The 15,645-nt window shown below is 72.5% G+C and carries 17 protein-coding genes and 1 tRNA gene; 11 read left to right on the forward strand and 7 right to left on the reverse strand.

Features of this window, described 5'->3' with window-relative positions; translation table 11 throughout:
• The first annotated feature begins 11 nt into the window (after positions 1 to 11).
• Positions 12 to 85, forward strand: a tRNA-Met gene (locus ACFCZ1_RS19095).
• Between the two features lie 120 nt (positions 86 to 205).
• Here ACFCZ1_RS19095 and ACFCZ1_RS19100 read toward each other — a convergent pair.
• Positions 206 to 622 carry a Fur family transcriptional regulator gene (locus ACFCZ1_RS19100; protein WP_376679432.1) on the reverse strand — a complete coding sequence of 139 codons (417 nt, stop codon included), beginning with the start codon at positions 620 to 622 and terminating at the stop codon, positions 206 to 208.
• A 131-nt stretch (positions 623 to 753) separates the two neighbouring features.
• Here ACFCZ1_RS19100 and ACFCZ1_RS19105 point away from each other — a divergent pair, with 131 nt between their 5' ends.
• Entirely contained in the window at positions 754 to 2,223 is a 1,470-nt protein-coding gene (locus tag ACFCZ1_RS19105; protein WP_376679452.1) for a catalase, read from the forward strand.
• Positions 2,224 to 2,286: 63 nt separating this feature from the next.
• On the opposite strand, the gene ACFCZ1_RS19110 is transcribed toward ACFCZ1_RS19105, so the two are convergent.
• Positions 2,287 to 2,679, reverse strand: a complete 393-nt coding sequence (locus tag ACFCZ1_RS19110; protein ID WP_376679433.1) for a cyclic nucleotide-binding/CBS domain-containing protein — start codon at positions 2,677 to 2,679, stop codon at positions 2,287 to 2,289.
• A gap of 136 nt (positions 2,680 to 2,815) precedes the next feature.
• The gene (hisN, locus tag ACFCZ1_RS19115) at positions 2,816 to 3,619 is read right to left on the reverse strand and encodes a histidinol-phosphatase (protein ID WP_376679434.1); all 804 of its coding nucleotides are present in this window, start codon (positions 3,617 to 3,619) and stop codon (positions 2,816 to 2,818) included.
• Between the two features lie 101 nt (positions 3,620 to 3,720).
• On the opposite strand from hisN, the gene ACFCZ1_RS19120 reads away from it, so the two are divergent.
• Complete coding sequence (locus ACFCZ1_RS19120) at positions 3,721 to 4,260, forward strand: TetR/AcrR family transcriptional regulator (protein WP_376679435.1); 540 nt, start codon at positions 3,721 to 3,723, stop codon at positions 4,258 to 4,260.
• Here the strand turns inward: ACFCZ1_RS19120 and ACFCZ1_RS19125 are convergent.
• The 4 genes from ACFCZ1_RS19125 to ACFCZ1_RS19140 all read right to left on the reverse strand — a co-directional run bounded on the left by ACFCZ1_RS19125 (position 4,226) and on the right by ACFCZ1_RS19140 (position 7,865).
• On the reverse strand, positions 4,226 to 4,549 hold the full coding sequence (locus ACFCZ1_RS19125; RefSeq protein ID WP_329099136.1) for a multidrug efflux SMR transporter: 324 nt from the start codon (positions 4,547 to 4,549) through the stop codon (positions 4,226 to 4,228). The genes ACFCZ1_RS19120 and ACFCZ1_RS19125 overlap by 35 nt on opposite strands.
• Positions 4,550 to 4,684: 135 nt before the next feature.
• The gene (gene rsgA, locus ACFCZ1_RS19130) at positions 4,685 to 5,695 is read right to left on the reverse strand and encodes a ribosome small subunit-dependent GTPase A (RefSeq protein ID WP_376679436.1); all 1,011 of its coding nucleotides are present in this window, start codon (positions 5,693 to 5,695) and stop codon (positions 4,685 to 4,687) included.
• 8 nt (positions 5,696 to 5,703) lie between these two features.
• Entirely contained in the window at positions 5,704 to 7,098 is a 1,395-nt protein-coding gene (gene aroA, locus ACFCZ1_RS19135; protein ID WP_376679437.1) for a 3-phosphoshikimate 1-carboxyvinyltransferase, read from the reverse strand.
• A gap of 53 nt (positions 7,099 to 7,151) precedes the next feature.
• Positions 7,152 to 7,865, reverse strand: a complete 714-nt coding sequence (locus ACFCZ1_RS19140) for a M50 family metallopeptidase (RefSeq protein WP_376679438.1) — start codon at positions 7,863 to 7,865, stop codon at positions 7,152 to 7,154.
• Between the two features lie 81 nt (positions 7,866 to 7,946).
• Between ACFCZ1_RS19140 and ACFCZ1_RS19145 the strand changes: the two genes are divergently transcribed.
• The 8 genes from ACFCZ1_RS19145 (at position 7,947) to def (ending at position 15,577) form a co-directional block, all read left to right on the forward strand.
• Positions 7,947 to 8,765 carry an SOS response-associated peptidase gene (locus ACFCZ1_RS19145; RefSeq protein ID WP_376679439.1) on the forward strand — a complete coding sequence of 273 codons (819 nt, stop codon included), beginning with the start codon at positions 7,947 to 7,949 and terminating at the stop codon, positions 8,763 to 8,765.
• A 37-nt stretch (positions 8,766 to 8,802) separates the two neighbouring features.
• Positions 8,803 to 9,459: an alpha/beta family hydrolase gene (locus ACFCZ1_RS19150; RefSeq protein WP_376679440.1), complete on the forward strand. Its 657-nt coding sequence runs from the start codon at positions 8,803 to 8,805 to the stop codon at positions 9,457 to 9,459.
• 333 nt (positions 9,460 to 9,792) lie between these two features.
• A complete protein-coding gene (locus tag ACFCZ1_RS19155; protein ID WP_376679453.1) occupies positions 9,793 to 10,437 on the forward strand; it encodes a sigma-70 family RNA polymerase sigma factor in 645 nt (214 codons plus the stop codon).
• The gene (rsrA, locus tag ACFCZ1_RS19160; protein ID WP_376679441.1) at positions 10,434 to 10,799 is read left to right on the forward strand and encodes a mycothiol system anti-sigma-R factor; all 366 of its coding nucleotides are present in this window, start codon (positions 10,434 to 10,436) and stop codon (positions 10,797 to 10,799) included. The genes ACFCZ1_RS19155 and rsrA overlap by 4 nt, the downstream gene beginning before the upstream one ends.
• A gap of 190 nt (positions 10,800 to 10,989) precedes the next feature.
• A complete protein-coding gene (locus ACFCZ1_RS19165; RefSeq protein WP_376679442.1) occupies positions 10,990 to 12,492 on the forward strand; it encodes an HD-GYP domain-containing protein in 1,503 nt (500 codons plus the stop codon).
• Entirely contained in the window at positions 12,489 to 13,748 is a 1,260-nt protein-coding gene (locus ACFCZ1_RS19170; protein ID WP_376679443.1) for an HD-GYP domain-containing protein, read from the forward strand. Before ACFCZ1_RS19165 ends, ACFCZ1_RS19170 begins: the two co-directional genes overlap by 4 nt.
• 105 nt (positions 13,749 to 13,853) lie before the next feature.
• Positions 13,854 to 14,864: a tetratricopeptide repeat protein gene (locus tag ACFCZ1_RS19175; RefSeq protein ID WP_376679444.1), complete on the forward strand. Its 1,011-nt coding sequence runs from the start codon at positions 13,854 to 13,856 to the stop codon at positions 14,862 to 14,864.
• Between the two features lie 56 nt (positions 14,865 to 14,920).
• Complete coding sequence (gene def / locus ACFCZ1_RS19180) at positions 14,921 to 15,577, forward strand: peptide deformylase (protein WP_376679445.1); 657 nt, start codon at positions 14,921 to 14,923, stop codon at positions 15,575 to 15,577.
• Positions 15,578 to 15,645: the final 68 nt, after the last annotated feature.

Raw genomic sequence — 15,645 nt, forward strand, 5'->3', positions numbered from 1 at the left:
GTGTTTACCGACGCGGGGTGGAGCAGCTCGGTAGCTCGCTGGGCTCATAACCCAGAGGTCGCAGGTTCAAATCCTGTCCCCGCTACTGAAGACTGAAGGCCCGGATCCTCTGGATCCGGGCCTTCAGCCGTTTCCCGGGCGTTCGACAAGGAAAGGGGCCCGGAGCGTTCGCTCCGGGCCCCTTTCGCCTCGTCCGTCGGGCCGGTTACGCGCCGGCGCAGGTCGGGCACACCCCGCGGTACGTCACCTCGACCGCCGACACGACGAAGCCGAAGCGCTCCGTGTCCGGCAGGTCGGCCAGCGGGTTTCCCGCCGGGTGGACGTCGCGGATCGCGCCGCACCGGGCGCAGACCAGGTGCTGGTGCGGCCGGTGGGCGTTCGGGTCGTACCGCTTGGCGCGGCGGTCCGTGGAGACTTCCAGGACTTCGCCCAGGGACACGAGCTCGCCGAGCGTGTTGTAGACCGTCGCGCGGGAGATCTCCGGCAGCTTGGCCACGGCGCGCGCGTGCACCTCGTCGGCCGTCAGGTGAACGTGGTCACCGTCGAGCACCTCGGCCACGACGCGCCGCTGTGCGGTCATGCGCCATCCGCGTCCGCGAAGTCGTTCCAGCAGGTCACTCATGGAAACCAGCCTAACAGCGTGGGGACTCGGTGTAACTCCCGAACCAGTGCGGAATTGGATGCTTACTTGACTTAGACAATGTCCATCGTAGGATCGAGTACGGCACGGACCGAGGACAGGACATGCAGGGAATGACGCAGGAGGCGCACGTGACGCAGGGACCGCTCACCACGGAGGCCGGGGCTCCGGTCGCCGACAACCAGAACAGCGAGACGGCCGGCGTCGGCGGTCCCGTCCTGGTCCAGGACCAGCTGCTGCTGGAGAAGCTCGCGCACTTCAACCGCGAGCGCATCCCGGAGCGCGTGGTGCACGCCCGCGGCGCCGGCGCGTACGGCACCTTCACGCTGACCCGTGACGTCTCGCGGTGGACCCGCGCCGCGTTCCTGTCCGAGGTCGGCAAGCAGACCGAGACCTTCCTGCGCTTCTCCACCGTCGCGGGCAACCTCGGCAGCGCCGACGCCGTGCGAGACCCCCGCGGCTGGGCGCTGAAGTTCTACACCGAGGAGGGCAACTACGACCTCGTCGGCAACAACACCCCGGTGTTCTTCATCAAGGACGCCATCAAGTTCCCGGACTTCATCCACACCCAGAAGCGCGACCCGTACACGGGCTCGCAGGAGGCGGACAACGTCTGGGACTTCTGGGGGCTGTCGCCCGAGTCGACCCACCAGGTGACCTGGCTGTTCGGTGACCGCGGCATCCCGGCGTCCTACCGCCACATGAACGGCTACGGCTCGCACACGTTCCAGTGGAACAACGAGGCCGGCGAGGTCTTCTGGGTCAAGTACCACTTCAAGACCGACCAGGGCATCAAGAACCTCACCCAGGCCGAGGCCAACAAGCTCGCCGGTGAGGACCCCGACTCGCACCAGCGCGACCTGCGCGAGGCCATCGAGCGCGGCGACTTCCCGTCCTGGACCGTGCAGGTCCAGATCATGCCGGCGGCCGAGGCGGCCGGGTACCGCTTCAACCCGTTCGACCTCACCAAGGTGTGGCCGCACGCGGACTACCCGCCGATCGAGATCGGCACGCTGGAGCTCAACCGCAACCCGGAGAACGTCTTCGCCGAGGTCGAGCAGAGCATCTTCTCCCCGGCGCACTTCGTCCCCGGCATCGGCCCGTCCCCCGACAAGATGCTCCAGGGCCGCCTCTTCGGCTACGGCGACGCCCACCGCTACCGCGTCGGCATCAACGCCGACCACCTGCCGGTGAACCGTCCGCACGCCACCGAGGCGCGCACCAACTCCCGTGACGGCCACCTGTACGACGGCCGCCACAAGGGCGCGAAGAACTACGAGCCGAACTCCTTCGGCGGCCCGCACCAGACGGACCGCCCCCTGTGGCAGCCCGTCGACGTGACCGGCGGCACGGGCAACCACGCCGCCGCGGTGCACAGCGAGGACGACGACTTCGTCCAGGCGGGCAACCTCTACCGCCTGTACTCCGAGGACGAGAAGTCCCGTCTCGTCGAGAACCTGGCCGGGTTCATCGCCAAGGTCTCCCGTGACGACATCGCCGAGCGAGCGATCGACAACTTCCGCAGGGCGGACGGCGACTTCGGCAAGCGGCTGGAAGCCGCGGTCCAGGCCCTTCGCGGCTGATCCGGACCGCTTGCCGCGGCAGGACGGAGGGCCGGAACCCACGGGTTCCGGCCCTCCGTCGTTCTACGCCGGGACCGTCCGCCGCGCCGGCACCCAGCAGCGGATGACGTCGCGTACGGAGACGATGCCCACCGGGCCGCCGTTCTCCAGCACGATCAGGTGCCGGAAACCGCCGTGGGCCATCGCCTCGGCGGCCTCCTGCACCGTGGCGTCGGGGGTGCAGAACACGACGTTGTTGGTGGTGTGCGCACCCACGGACTCGCGGTCGGGATCGTGGCCCGCGCCGATCGAGTTGAGGATGTCGCGCTCGGTCAGGATGCCGATCCCGCTGTGCTCGGGGTCGAGTACGACGGCCGCGCCCACGCGCCGGCCGGACATCAGGCAGGCCGCCTGACGCAGGGTGTGTGCGGGGCCGAGGGTGAGGATCACGGTGCTCATTGCGTCACGGACGAGCATGAAGAGAGCCACCTCCTGGGTGAGTCCCTCCGCTTGGGTGGGGTGCGGCGGCGAACCAAGAGAATGGATTCACAAGCGCACAAGCGGGGGGATCCTCAGATTCCCACGGACACGCAGGGCCAACAAGGGGGCGTGCTCAGGCGCGTGGGCGCAAGTGCTCCAGCATCTCCTCGTGGAGGTGCCCGTTCGACGCCGCCGCGTTCCCGCCGTGCACCCCGTCCACCCCGTCCAGGCTGGTGAACCGGCCGCCCGCCTCCTGGACCACGACCGCGATGGCCGCCATGTCCCACAGGTTCAGCTCCGGCTCGGCGCACAGGTCGAGCGAGCCCTCCGCGACCATCATGTACGGCCAGAAGTCGCCGTAGCCGCGCGTACGCCAGCACGCGCGTGTGAGGTCGAGGAAGCCCGCGAGGCGGCCCTGCTCCTCCCAGCCGCTCAGCGAGGAGTACGCGAACGAGGCGTCGGCCAGCGTGCCCACCTTCGAGACGCCGATCGCGCTGGTCGCGCCGAGCGCGCCGCCCGCGTGGGCGCCGCCGCCCTGTGCAGCCCACCAGCGCCGGCCCAGCGCGGGCGCCGACACGACGCCGACCACCGGGCGGAAGACCCCGTCGGCACCCTCGGCCATCAGGGAGATCAAGGTCGCCCAGACGGGCACCCCGCGCACGTAGTTCTTCGTGCCGTCGATCGGGTCCACGACCCAGCGGCGCGGGCCGCTGCCCTCGAGGCCGTACTCCTCGCCCAGGATCGCGTCGCCCGGCCGCGCGGCCGCGATGCCCGCCCGGATGATCTCCTCGGCGGCCTTGTCCGCCTCGCTCACCGGGGTCATGTCCGGCTTCGTCTCGACCTCCAGGTCGAGGGCTCGGAACCGCTCCATCGTGGCGACGTCCGCGGCGTCGGCGAGTTCGAGGGCAAGGCGCAGGTCATCGTCATACTCGGACATGGCCGAACAGTATCGCGGCCGGTGGCGCGGCCGGGACGCGCCCTTGACAGGACCTGTCGCCCCGTCAACTCTGGCCGTGGAGCCAAACGGGGGAGGCGCGTGTGCCGGCAGCCCGGGAAACCCTGCTGGAGGCGGCGGGAGCGGCGCTCTGCGCGCGCCCCTGGCCGGCCGTGCGCATGGTCGACGTGGCGGCCGCCGCCGGGGTGTCCCGGCAGACCCTCTACAACGAGTTCGGCGGCAAGGGGGGCCTCGGCCGGGCCCTGGTCCGGCGCGAGGGCGAGCGCTACCTCGACGGCGTGGAGCGGGCCCTGGCGGTCCCGGGCCGGACCGTCGAGCGACTGGCCGCGGTCGCGGAGTGGACCGTACGAGCGGCCCGCGCGTACCCCCTCGTACGAGGCCTGCTGACCGGGTTCTGGGGCCCTGACCTGCCCGCCGCGGGCCGGTCGCCCGGGCCCGGTGAGCTGGTCCGGGTCGTGCGCGACCGGGCGGCCGCCGTGCTGATGCCCGCGGCGGACGCCGAGCGGTGCGAGCTCGCCGTACGGCTCGCCCTGTCCTACGTGGTGGCGCCTGGGGAGGAGCCGGGGGCGGGTGAGCTGCTAAGGCTGCTCAGTGCGCAGAACCGGACAACTGGAGCCCGATGACCCCGAGGATCACCAGCGAGATCGAGACGAGCTTGAGGGTGGAGACCAGGTCGCCGAGGAAGACCATGCCGTAGATCGCCGTCCCCGCGGCCCCGATGCCCGTCCACACCGCGTACGCCGGGCCCACGTCCAGCTTCTTCAGCGCAAGGGTCAGCAGACCGAAGCTGCCGAGGGCGAAGCACGCGAAGGCGATGGTCGGCCACAGCCGCGTGAAGCCGTGGGACAGCTTGAGGCAGACCGCGAAGCCGGTCTCCAGGAGCCCCGCGACCACCACGAGCAGCCACGCCATGTCGAATGCCTCCCCGCGTCACGTGACTTCGCGCCACTCGGTGCGACTATGCATGTATCCAGACACGATCTTCGGCAAACCCCATCGGCCCCGCGCGCCCCGCCGTCCCCTCGGCGCCACCGTCCCGCCAGGCGGTCAGTCGCCCTCGCGGCGCTCCCGCGTCTCCAGCAGCCGCCGCAGCGAATACAGCCGCGCCGGGTCCGCGTGACCGTCCTGCACCCACCGGTCGAGCGCGCAGTCCGGCTCGTCGTGGCTGCAGGCGCGCGGGCACTCCTCGGTGCCGGGCACCAGGTCGGGGAAGGCCAGGATCACCCGGGAGGGATCCACGTGGTGCAGGCCGAAGGAGCGCACGCCCGGGGTGTCGATGACCCACCCCTCCATACCGGGCAGCGGCAGCGCCAGGGCCGAGGTGGTGGTGTGACGGCCGCGCCCGGTGACCGCGTTCACCACGCCGGTCGCCCGCTTGCGGTCCGGCGCCACCAGCGAGTTGACCAGGGTGGTCTTGCCGACGCCCGAGTGCCCCACGAACGCGGTGATCCGGCCCTCCAGGCGCTCGCGCACCCTGGCGGCCGCGTCTCCCGTCGCGAGTTCCTCGCGGTTGGTCACGACGAAGTTCACGCCGAGCGTCGAGTAGATCTCCAGGATCTTGTCGGCGGACGTCAGATCGGACTTGGTCAGCACCAGGAGCGGCTCCAGCCCGGCGTCGTACGCCGCCACCAGACAGCGGTCGATCATCCGGGGCCGGGGCTCCGGGTCGGCGAGGGCCGTGACGATGGCCAGCTGGTCGGCGTTGGCCACGACCACGCGCTCGTACGGGTCGTCGTCGTCGGCCGTGCGCCGCAGGACGGACTTGCGCTCCTCGATCCGCACGATCCGGGCGAGGGTGTCCTTCTTGCCGGACAGGTCACCGACGATCCAGACCCGGTCGCCGACCACCGCCGCCTTGCGGCCCAGTTCCCTGGACTTCATCGCGTGGACCGCGCGGTCCCCGACCAGGCAGGTCAGCCGGCCGCGGTCGACGGTGAGGACGAAGCCCTCGGAGGCGTCCTCGTGCTTGGGCCGGATGTTGGTCCGGGGCCGGTTGCCCTTGGGGTTGGGACGCTGGCGGATGTCGTCCTCGTCGGTGTGCTTGCCGTACCTGCGCATGACGGGCCCTACGCTCCCGCACCCGCCGCATGGCTCCCGGCATCCCCGGAGACGACCCCGGCACCCGCGGCGAGCATGTCCGTCCACATCCGCGGGAAGTCCGGGAGGGTCTTCGCGGTCGTCGCCACGTTCTCGATCATTACGCCCTCCACCGCCAGGCCGATCACCGCACCCGCGGTGGCCATCCGGTGGTCGTCGTACGTGTGGAAGGTGCCGCCGTGCAGCGGGCGCGGCCGGATGTGCAGGCCGTCCGCGGTCTCGGTGACGTCGCCGCCGAGCGCGTTGATCTCCTTGGTCAGCGCGGCCAGCCGGTCCGTCTCGTGCAGCCGCAGGTGCGCGACCCCGCGCAGGACGGACTCCGAGTCGGCCAGGGCCGCCACCGCCGCGATGCCCGGGGTGAGCTCGCCGACCTCGCCCAGGTCCACGTCGATGCCGTGGATCTTGCCGGTTCCGGTGAAGACCAGACCCGCGTCGGTCAGTTCGCAGGAACCGCCCATCTCCGTGAAGATCCGGCGCAGCGCGTCACCGGGCTGCGTGGTGCGGCGCGGCCAGTCCGGGATGGTGACCGTGCCGCCGGTGATCAGGGCCGCGGCCATGAAGGGCTGGGCGTTGGACAGGTCCGGCTCCACGATCATGTCGCGGCCCAGCAGCGCGCCGGGGGTCACCCGCCACACGTTCTTCTCGCCACCCGCCTCGGGGGTGTCGACCTGGGCGCCCGCCGCGCGCAGCATCTCGACGGTCATCCGGATGTGCGGCATCGACGGCAGGGTCGTGCCCACGTGCCGGACCTCGACGCCCTGGTTGAAGCGCGGGGCGGAGAGCAGCAGCGCGGAGACGAACTGCGAGGAGTTGCTGGCGTCGATCTCGACCGTGCCGCCCTCCAGCGCCCCGCCGCCCTGGACGGTCATGGGCAGCGCGCCCCGGCCGTCGTCGTCGATGCGGGCGCCGAGCGTGCGCAGGGCGCTGATGACCTGGCCGAGCGGGCGCTCGTAGGAGCGCGGGTCGCCGTCGAAGCGGATGTCGCCGTCGGCGAGGGTGGCGACGGGGGGCAGGAAGCGCATGACCGTGCCCGCGTTGCCGACGTCCACGGTCGTCGGGCCGTGCAGGGCCGCGGGGATGATCCGCCAGGCCTCTCCGCCGACGGTGCCGCTGGGGGACCCGGCGGAGCTGGAGGAGACGGTCTCCTCGATGCCGACGCCCATCGCGCGCAGGGCGTCCGACATCAGCTGGGAGTCGCGCGAGCGCAGCGGGCGGCGCACCCAGCCCGGCTCGGCGGCGAGCGCGGCGAGCACGAGGGCCCGGTTGGTGACCGACTTGGACCCCGGCACGGTGACGGTGGCGTGGACGGCCGAGTCGGCGATCGGGGCGGGCCAGAGGACGGGGAGCGCGGGGGTCTCGGTCATGGCCACCACTTTAGTGGCTTCCTCCGGCACCAGATCTTGATCGCTGCGCCGTCTCAGAGACCGAGAAGCCAACGGCCGCCGCCCACCAGCGAGCACAGGGCGACAACATGGAAGAGGAGCAGCCACACCACCGGGTGCACGTGGGTGAGCCGTCCGAGCTGGTCGGCGTCGGAATCCGGTGCTCCGCCGTGCCGCCGCTTGGCCCCGAGCTCGAAGACCGGCCGGACGCCGCCGAGCAGCAGGAACCACACCACCCCGTACGCGAAGACGGCCTGCACCTCGGCCGGGGCCTTCCAGGACACCAGCACGAAGGTGCCGCCGGTCAGTACGACGGTCAGGACCCCGTACGCGTTCCGGATCATCACCAGCATCGCCAGCAGCAGGGCGGTGGCCGCCCACAGCAGCAGCGTGATCCGGTGCGCGGACAGCAGTGCTGCCCCGCCGAGCCCGAGCAGCGAGGGGGCGGTGTACCCGGCGGCGGCGGTCAGGATCATCCCGAGGCCGGTCGGGCTGCCCCAGCTGAGCGTGACCCCGCTGGTGTCGGAGTGCAGCCGTATCCCGTCGAGGCGCCGCCCCGTGAGCAGTGCCAGCAGGCCGTGCCCGCCCTCGTGCGCGATGGTCACGGCGTTGCGTGACAGCCGCCACAGCGGGCGGGGGCCCACGGCGGCCAGCGCGGCCAGGCCCGTCACGATCACCAGCCACAGCTCGGGCGGGGTCTGTATGCCGGTGAGCCGGTCCCACAGGCCGGCCGTCGTGGTGCTGTCCATGGGGTGGCGGACTCCTTGCGGTAGGGGGCTGGGGGCACCTCCCGGCGTGAGCCGGGGGAGTGACATGGCAGTGTGGCAGCCATGTGCGGAAGGTATGCAGCGAGCCGTGGGCCCGAGGACCTGGCGGAGGTCTTCGGCGTCGAGAAGTGGGAGCCGGAGGAGACGCTGGCCCCCGACTGGAACGTGGCGCCGACGAAAGAGGTCCGCGTCGTCCTCGACCGTCCCGTGAAAGACGCTCCGACTCCGCGTCCGGTTCGTCAGCTGCGCGTCCTGAAGTGGGGGCTCGTTCCCTCCTGGGCCAAGAACCCCGACGGCGCCGCCCGGATGATCAACGCCCGGTCCGAGACCCTCGCCGAGAAGCCGTCCTTCCGCCGGCCGTTCGCCCAGCGCCGCTGCATCATCCCCGCCGACGGCTATTACGAGTGGGTCACCGCCCACGACGAACGGCAGCTGGAGGTGGAGGGGAAGAAGAAGCGCGCCCGCAAGCAGCCCTACTTCGTCCTCCCCGCCGACGGCTCGGTCTTCGCCATGGCCGGGATCTACGAGTTCTGGCGCGACCGGACGCTGCCCGACGCGCACCCGCTCGCCTGGTGGGCCACCTGCTCGGTGATCACCACCGAGGCCGAGACCGGACCGCTGGGCGTGGCTCCCGCCGAGGGGCCGCGCTCGCTGTCCGACATCCACCCGCGGATGCCGCTGATGCTCACCCCGGACCGCTGGGACGCCTGGCTGGACCCGGCGAACACCGACACCGAGGGCTCGCTGCGGCGCCTGCTGGAGCCACCGCCGGGCGGCCTGATGCGCGCCTATCCGGTCAGGGCCGCGGTGAGCAGCGTCCGCAACAACGGGCCGGAACTGCTGGAGGAGCTCGCCGCGCCGGAGGAGGCCACCCTCTTCTAGACGCTGCCCGGGGCCCGTCCGCGTGCACGATGGATCCATGACCACGCGTACGCGTACCGAGAGCGTCGACACCCCGGCGGGTGAGGCCCGCATCGGCTGGCACACCGCACGCGGGGCCCGGCTCGTCCTCGCCGTCGGCCACGGCGCCGGCGGCGGCGTCGAGGCCCGCGACCTCCAGGCGCTGGCCGCCGCCCTGCCCGCCCGGGGGATCACCGTGGCCCTGGTCGAACAACCCTGGCGGGTCGCCGGGAAGAGGGTCGCCGCCGCGCCCAAGGTGCTCGACGAGGGCTGGCGCGGCCTGTGGCCGGCGCTGGCCGGGCCCGGGCTGCCGGTGGTCGCGGGCGGCCGCAGCGCCGGGGCCCGGGTGGCCTGCCGGACAGCGGCCGGACTGGGCGCGGCCGGGGTGCTGGCGCTGGCGTTCCCGCTGCACCCGCCGGGCCGGCCTGAGAAGTCCCGGGCCGGGGAACTGCTCGGCGCCGGGCTGCCCACCCTGGTGGTCCAGGGAGGCCGGGATTCCTTCGGGCGTCCCGAGGAGTTCCCGGAGCCGGCCGCGCACCACCCGTACGAGCTGGTGGAGGTTCCGTACGCGGACCACGGCTTCGCCGTGCCGAAGAAGGCGGGGACCACCCAGGAGGAGGCCCTCGCGGTGATCACCGGGGCGGTGGCGGAGTGGCTCGCGGCCCTGGCGGTCTGACCGCGACCTGACGTATTGCGGGGTGATCCGGATCACCCCGGCCCGGCGCCGGCCGCGCGGACCCGTACGGAGGCCGGAAACCGGGCCCCGCCGGGGAATGTGCCGCCCGCACCTTCTGTTGTCCCGGATGTCGGTACGCACAGGATTTCGTCGGAGGAGAGGGAGCGCATGACCCAGGTCATCAGCCAGAACCGTCCGCAGGCCGCTGACCTGGACTGGACGGTGCTGCCCGCGCCGAAGCGCGGCCCGCTTCGGGCGGCGGAGGGCCGGGAAGGTCGACTATTCTCCGATTCGAGCGGGTCCGCTTTCGGAGCCGCCACGCAGTCGGAGGAGGTGGGTCCTGTCGCTGGGACCGACGAAGGCCACGCGGAGGAGACGACCCCGGAGCGCAACGCGCGCTTCGAGCGGGACGCCCTCGGCTACCTCGACCAGATGTACTCGGCCGCGCTGCGCATGACGCGCAACCCGGCCGACGCCGAGGACCTGGTCCAGGAGACGTACGCGAAGGCATACGCGTCCTTCCACCAGTTCCGCGAGGGCACCAACCTGAAGGCGTGGCTGTACCGCATCCTGACCAACACGTTCATCAACTCCTACCGCAAGAAGCAGCGCGAGCCCCAGCGCAGCGCCGCGGAGGAGATCGAGGACTGGCAGCTGGCACGCGCCGAGTCGCACATGTCGACCGGCCTGCGTTCCGCCGAGTCGCAGGCGCTCGACCACCTGCCCGATTCGGACGTGAAGGAAGCGCTCCAGGCCATTCCCGAGGAGTTCCGCATCGCGGTCTACCTTGCCGACGTAGAGGGCTTTGCGTACAAGGAGATCGCCGACATCATGGGTACACCCATCGGTACGGTCATGTCGCGACTGCACCGTGGCCGCCGTCAACTCCGTGGAATGCTGGAGGACTATGCCCGTGAGCGCGGGATGGTCCCCGCCGGCGCGGGAGAGTCGAACGACAGGAAAGGCTCGGGCTCATGAGTTGCGGAGAGCCGCACGAGACGGACTGCTCTGAGGTCCTGGACCACCTTTACGAGTTCCTCGACCATGAGATGCCCGACAGCGATTGCACGAAGTTCGAGACACACTTCGGCGAGTGCAGCCCCTGTCTGGAGAAGTACGGCCTGGAGCAGGCCGTGAAGAAGCTGGTGAAGCGCTGCTGCGGGTCGGACGACGTGCCGACCGACCTGCGGTCGAAGGTGATGGGCCGGATCGAGCTGATCCGGTCGGGGCAGGCCGTGCCGGACCACGACGTCACCTCCGACGTCACCTCCGACATCGGGGCCGGTGTCACCTCCGACGCCACGGCGGATGCCACCGCGGACCGTCCGGCCGCCGGCTGAATCGGCGGTCGCGGTGTGAACAACCGCCCCCGGAGAGGTACTTCATTCACCCGAAGGTGCTAATCCGGGGGCGTCCGTATGGCGCAATGCAAAAATGTGGCCCACTTCGCCCGGGGCCCCGCCTATTCTCCCCAATCGGTACTGGTCCGATTCCGTACCCGGCTTGAACGGCCCAGGGGAGGGGAGCGCCATGCGGTTACTTCCGCCGGGGGCGCGCGGATACATCCTGTGCGCCGTTCTCGCGGCCACCGCGTGCGTCGTCCCGGCCTTCACCGATTCCGGTACGCCCTGGGTCACCGTGGCCCTGCTCGCCGGGCTCTACCTCGGCTGCGAGCTCGTGAAGACCCGCCCGCTGCCGGGCAGCCGGGTTCCCGAGGACATCGGCTCCTTCTTCCCCGTGGTGCTGGCCGCCGTCTTCCTGCTGCCGCCCGCCGCCGCCGCGCTCGTGGCGCTGCCCGGTGGCCTCGCGGGGACCGTGGTCCAACGGCCCGCCCGGGTGCGCCGGGTGTGGCACGGAGCCCAGCAGGCGATGGCCGCCTGGGCCGCGGGGCAGGCGTACCGGCTGCTGCACGGCCCGGCGGCGCTGGGCTCCGGGGGATCGGGCGGCTCCGGCGGCCCCGGGCCCTCCGGCGGCTCCGGGCCGGCCGGAGCGGCGGACCCGCCCGTCTGGGTGGCCGACTTCCCGTACGTGATGCTCCCCGCGGCGGCCGCGGCCGTCGCCTTCTGCCTGGTGCTCACCGCCCTCGACGGGGGCATCCTCGCCACCGCGGAACGCCGGCCCGCCGCCACCGCCTGGCGCGGGCTGCTCACCCGGTCCCTCGCCCCGCACTGTGTGCACGGCCTGGCCGGCCTGATGATGGCGGTCATGTGGCGCAGTCCGTACGGGCTCCCGGCGGCGCTGCTCGTCCTGCTGCCGATGTACATCTCCTGCTGGGTCTTCGCCCAGTACCACCGCGAACGCGCCGCCCACCAGGCCACCATCCGCGCCCTCGTCCAGGCCGTCGACATCAAGGACCGCTACACGCGCGGCCACAGCGAACGGGTCGGCCAGGCCTCCGCGATGATCGCCCGCGAACTGGGCATGGCCGAGGACCGCCTGGAGGCCGTCCGCATCGCCGGGATCCTGCACGACGTGGGCAAGCTCGGCGTGCCGACGCGGCTGCTGCGCAAGGACGGGCCGCTCACCCCGGAAGAGCGCCGCGTCATCGAACTGCACCCCGAGTACGGGCACGAGATGGTGCGCGGCATCGGTTTCCTCGGGGAGGCCCGGTCCGCGATCCTGCACCACCACGAGCGGGTCGACGGCTCCGGCTACCCGTACGGGCTGACCGGCGACCAGATCCCGGTACTGGCCCGGGTGGTGGCCGTGGCCGACGCCTTCGACGCGATGACCTCCACCCGCTCGTACAGCCGGGCCCGGCCGGTGGAGGCCGCCCTGGCGGAACTGGCGCGGTGCGCGGGGACGCAGTTCGACCCGGCGATGGTCGGAGCCCTGACCGGGGCCGTCGGACGGCACGGGTGGCATCCGGTGGTCACCTCCGACGACGACCTCCAGACGATCAGCGGCTCCCCGCCCGCCGGGGGCGGGCCCGGCTCGCCGACCCTGCCCGCCCTGCCCGGGCAGGGCGGCCGTCCGTCCGCGGCCACCCCCGCGTCCCCCGCGTCCCCCGCGCCGCCGGGGGCCGGCACATGAGGCGGGCCACCGTCCGGACCGTGCGGGGCGCGGCCGCGGCGCTCACCGCCGCCGCGCTCGGGCACACCCTGTGGAACGGGCTCGTCGAGCCCGGCACCGCCCTGGCCTTCGGGATCCTGATCACCATCGGCGAGCTCGCCCGCCGCGACCGGCCGGGGCCCGCCGACCGCCAGCCCGCACCGCTCGGCTCCGCCGGAGCCCTCGCCTACGCCCTGCTCGGCCCGCTCGCCGGCCTGCCCACCCACCACGGGGCGCTGCAGATCGTCGCCGTCGTCGTCGCGGCCGCCCTCGCCGGGATCGTCCCGCACGTCGCCCGGGGCCGCGGCCCCGCCCTGGACCACGTCGCCCGCCGGGTCCTCACCGTCGCCTTCGCCGCCGTCTGTTTCCAGCCCCTGTACAACTCGGGCCGCCTGGAGGAGCGGGTGGGCCAGGGCCCTTTGCTCGTCCTCTTCCTGCTCCTGCTCCTCGGACTCACCGCCCTGTGCGACGCCGTGCTCGCCGCCGCCCTCGCCGCGGCCCGGACCGGCTGGCCGTACGGGCCCCTGCTGCGCGACGAGCTGCGGGCCCAGCTCGGCATCGGCTCGGCGATCTGCGCCACCGGCGCCGTGATGGCCCTCGGCGTGGCCGGCGCCGGGCTGTGGGCCCTGCCCGTGTTCAGCGTGCCGCTGCTGCTGACCCAGATGTCCTTCCACCGGATCACCGCGATCCGCACCACCTACCGCCAGACCATCACCTCCCTGGCCCGGGCCACGGAGATCGCCGGCTACACCCCGCCCGGCCACTCCCGCCGGGTCGCCGCCCTGAGCTGCGCCGTCGGCCGGGAGCTGGGGCTCTCGGAGCGGGAGCTCACGGTGCTGGAGTACGCGGCGCTGATGCACGACATCGGGCAGCTCTCCCTGGTCGACCCGGTCCCGGACGGGGCGACCGCGCGGCTGCCCGCCGCCGAGGCCCGCCGGATCGCCGAGCTGGGCGGGGAGGTGGCCCGCCGGACCGGGGTGTCCGCCGCGGTCGCCGTGGTGGTGGAGCGGCAGGCGGATCCGTACCGGGAGCAGCCCGTCGCCGCGCGCATCGTGCGGGCGGTGAACGCGTACGACGACCTGAGCGGCGGGAACCGTCACCCGGGCGGCTCACTGGCCGCTCTGGAGCAGCTCCGTCTGGGCACCGGGCACGCGTACCAGCCGGAGGTCGTGGAGGGCTTGGCCAGGGTTCTGGCCAGGGGCGGACGTGACAGAGTTGTTCCTGTCCAACCTGGGTAACCCATGGGTAATGAGCGGCCGTCCGAGTGGGCATGGTTGGATGCCAGTAAGAGGGACCGTGAGAGTGTCCGCAAGGTTGCACTGTAGGACCGGCAGGCGGGAATCGTGAGGATCTTCGGGAAGGTACGGCATCGGCCCTCCGCCTCGTGGCGGCAGGCCACCGACCGCGCGTTCACGCTGATCGGCGACGGGCGGTACGAGGACGCGGGGGCGCTCCTGACCAGAGCCGCGGACCTGGAGCCCTGGCTGTCCGAGTCCTGGTTCAATCTGGCGCTGCTGCACAAGTTCCGGCACGACTGGGAGCAGGCGCGGGCCGCGGGGCTGCGCGCCGTGGCCCTGCTGGACCGGGAGACCGGCGCCCCGGACTGGTGGAACGTGGGGATCGCGGCGACCGCCCTGCAGGACTGGCCGCTGGCCCGGCGGGCCTGGCAGGCGTACGGGCTCAAGGTGCCCGGCGACCCGCACGGCGCCGGAGCGGGCAACGGGAAGCACGGCGGCGAACCGGTCGGCATGGAGCTCGGCAGCGCAGCCGTGAGGCTGTCGCCCGAGGGTGAGGCCGAGGTGGTCTGGGGCCGCAGGCTGGACCCGGCCCGCATGGAGGTCCTGTCGATCCCGCTGCCGTCCTCGGGGCGCCGCTGGGGCGAGGTGGTGCTCCACGACGGGGTCCCGCACGGCGAGCGGGTCACCGCGGCCGGGCCCTCGTACCCCGTCTTCGACGAGATCGAACTGTGGGCGCCGTCGCCGGTGCCGACCTGGGTGGTGCTGCTGGAGGCGGCCGGCGAGGCGGACCGCGACGCGCTGGAGCAGCTGGCCGCGGACGCGGGCTTCGCCGCCGAGGACTGGTCCTCGTCGGTGCGGCTGCTGTGCCGGACCTGCTCGGAGAGCGAGATGCCGAGCGACGAGGGCGACGGGGAGCACCTGGACCCGCACGACCACAGCGAGCCGGGACATCCCGGGCCGCTGGGTCACCGCACGGCCGGTTCCGGATCGCTGTGGGTGCCCGAGCGGGAGTGCGGCATCGCGGCTCCGGCCGGGCTGGTGCGCGGACTGCTCGACGGCTGGGTCGCCGACAGCCCGGACAGCCGGGAGTGGCGGGATCTCGAAGAAGTCTGCTGAGCCGGGCCGTAGGCTGTACGGGCACATCGGTGACTTACGGAAGGCTTACGGCGGATATGGCGCAGCAGGAGAACGAGGTTGTCGAGGCCGGGGCCGCGGCCGGCACCGAGGTGAACGACGGGTACGTCGTGGACACCGAGGACTGTGCGGAGCGCGAGCTCGCCCACCGCGAGCGCGGCACCGCCCGCCCGATCACGGTGGTCGGCAACCCGGTCCTGCACCGGGAGTGCAAGGACGTCACCGAGTTCGGGGACGAGCTGGCACAGCTGGTCGACGACATGTTCGCCAGCCAGAAGGCCGCCGAGGGCGTGGGCCTGGCCGCGAACCAGATCGGCGTGGACGCCAAGGTCTTCGTCTACGACTGCCCGGACGACGACGGCGTGCGGCACACCGGCGTCGTGGTCAACCCGAAGCTCGTCGAGCTGCCGGCCGGCGCGCGGGTGCTGGACGACTCCAACGAGGGCTGCCTGTCGGTCCCGACGGCGTACGCCTCGCTGGCCCGCCCGGACTACGCGGAGGTCGAGGGCCAGGACGCGCAGGGCAACCCGATCAAGGTGCGCGGTACCGGCTACTTCGCGCGCTGCCTCCAGCACGAGACCGACCACCTGTACGGGTACCTGTACATCGACCGGCTCTCGAAGCGGGACCGCAAGGACGCCCTGCGGCAGATGGAAGAGGGCACCCCGCGCTACGAGACCGTCCCGAACGACTGATCCGTGGCGGCGGCCGCACGCGCCGCGCGCACCTGTGGCAGGGCCCCGCTCCGGAACCGGAGCGGGGC

Origin of the sequence: Streptomyces sp. NPDC056224 (assembly GCF_042267665.1) — a bacterium.
In the GTDB taxonomy this organism is placed as follows: Bacteria; Actinomycetota; Actinomycetes; order Streptomycetales; family Streptomycetaceae; genus Streptomyces.

Bases quoted from the DNA above. Each gene is read 5' to 3' on its own strand.
- ACFCZ1_RS19100 (WP_376679432.1), bottom strand. From the start codon at position 622: ATGAGTGACCTGCTGGAACGACTTCGCGGACGCGGATGGCGCATGACC.
- ACFCZ1_RS19105 (WP_376679452.1), top strand. From the start codon at position 754: ATGACGCAGGAGGCGCACGTGACGCAGGGACCGCTCACCACGGAGGCC.
- ACFCZ1_RS19110 (WP_376679433.1), bottom strand. From the start codon at position 2,679: ATGCTCGTCCGTGACGCAATGAGCACCGTGATCCTCACCCTCGGCCCC.
- hisN (WP_376679434.1), bottom strand. From the start codon at position 3,619: ATGTCCGAGTATGACGATGACCTGCGCCTTGCCCTCGAACTCGCCGAC.
- ACFCZ1_RS19125 (WP_329099136.1), bottom strand. From the start codon at position 4,549: ATGGCGTGGCTGCTCGTGGTGGTCGCGGGGCTCCTGGAGACCGGCTTC.
- rsgA (WP_376679436.1), bottom strand. From the start codon at position 5,695: ATGCGCAGGTACGGCAAGCACACCGACGAGGACGACATCCGCCAGCGT.
- aroA (WP_376679437.1), bottom strand. From the start codon at position 7,098: ATGACCGAGACCCCCGCGCTCCCCGTCCTCTGGCCCGCCCCGATCGCC.
- ACFCZ1_RS19140 (WP_376679438.1), bottom strand. From the start codon at position 7,865: ATGGACAGCACCACGACGGCCGGCCTGTGGGACCGGCTCACCGGCATA.
- ACFCZ1_RS19145 (WP_376679439.1), top strand. From the start codon at position 7,947: ATGTGCGGAAGGTATGCAGCGAGCCGTGGGCCCGAGGACCTGGCGGAG.
- ACFCZ1_RS19150 (WP_376679440.1), top strand. From the start codon at position 8,803: ATGACCACGCGTACGCGTACCGAGAGCGTCGACACCCCGGCGGGTGAG.
- rsrA (WP_376679441.1), top strand. From the start codon at position 10,434: ATGAGTTGCGGAGAGCCGCACGAGACGGACTGCTCTGAGGTCCTGGAC.
- ACFCZ1_RS19165 (WP_376679442.1), top strand. From the start codon at position 10,990: ATGCGGTTACTTCCGCCGGGGGCGCGCGGATACATCCTGTGCGCCGTT.
- ACFCZ1_RS19170 (WP_376679443.1), top strand. From the start codon at position 12,489: ATGAGGCGGGCCACCGTCCGGACCGTGCGGGGCGCGGCCGCGGCGCTC.
- def (WP_376679445.1), top strand. From the start codon at position 14,921: ATGGCGCAGCAGGAGAACGAGGTTGTCGAGGCCGGGGCCGCGGCCGGC.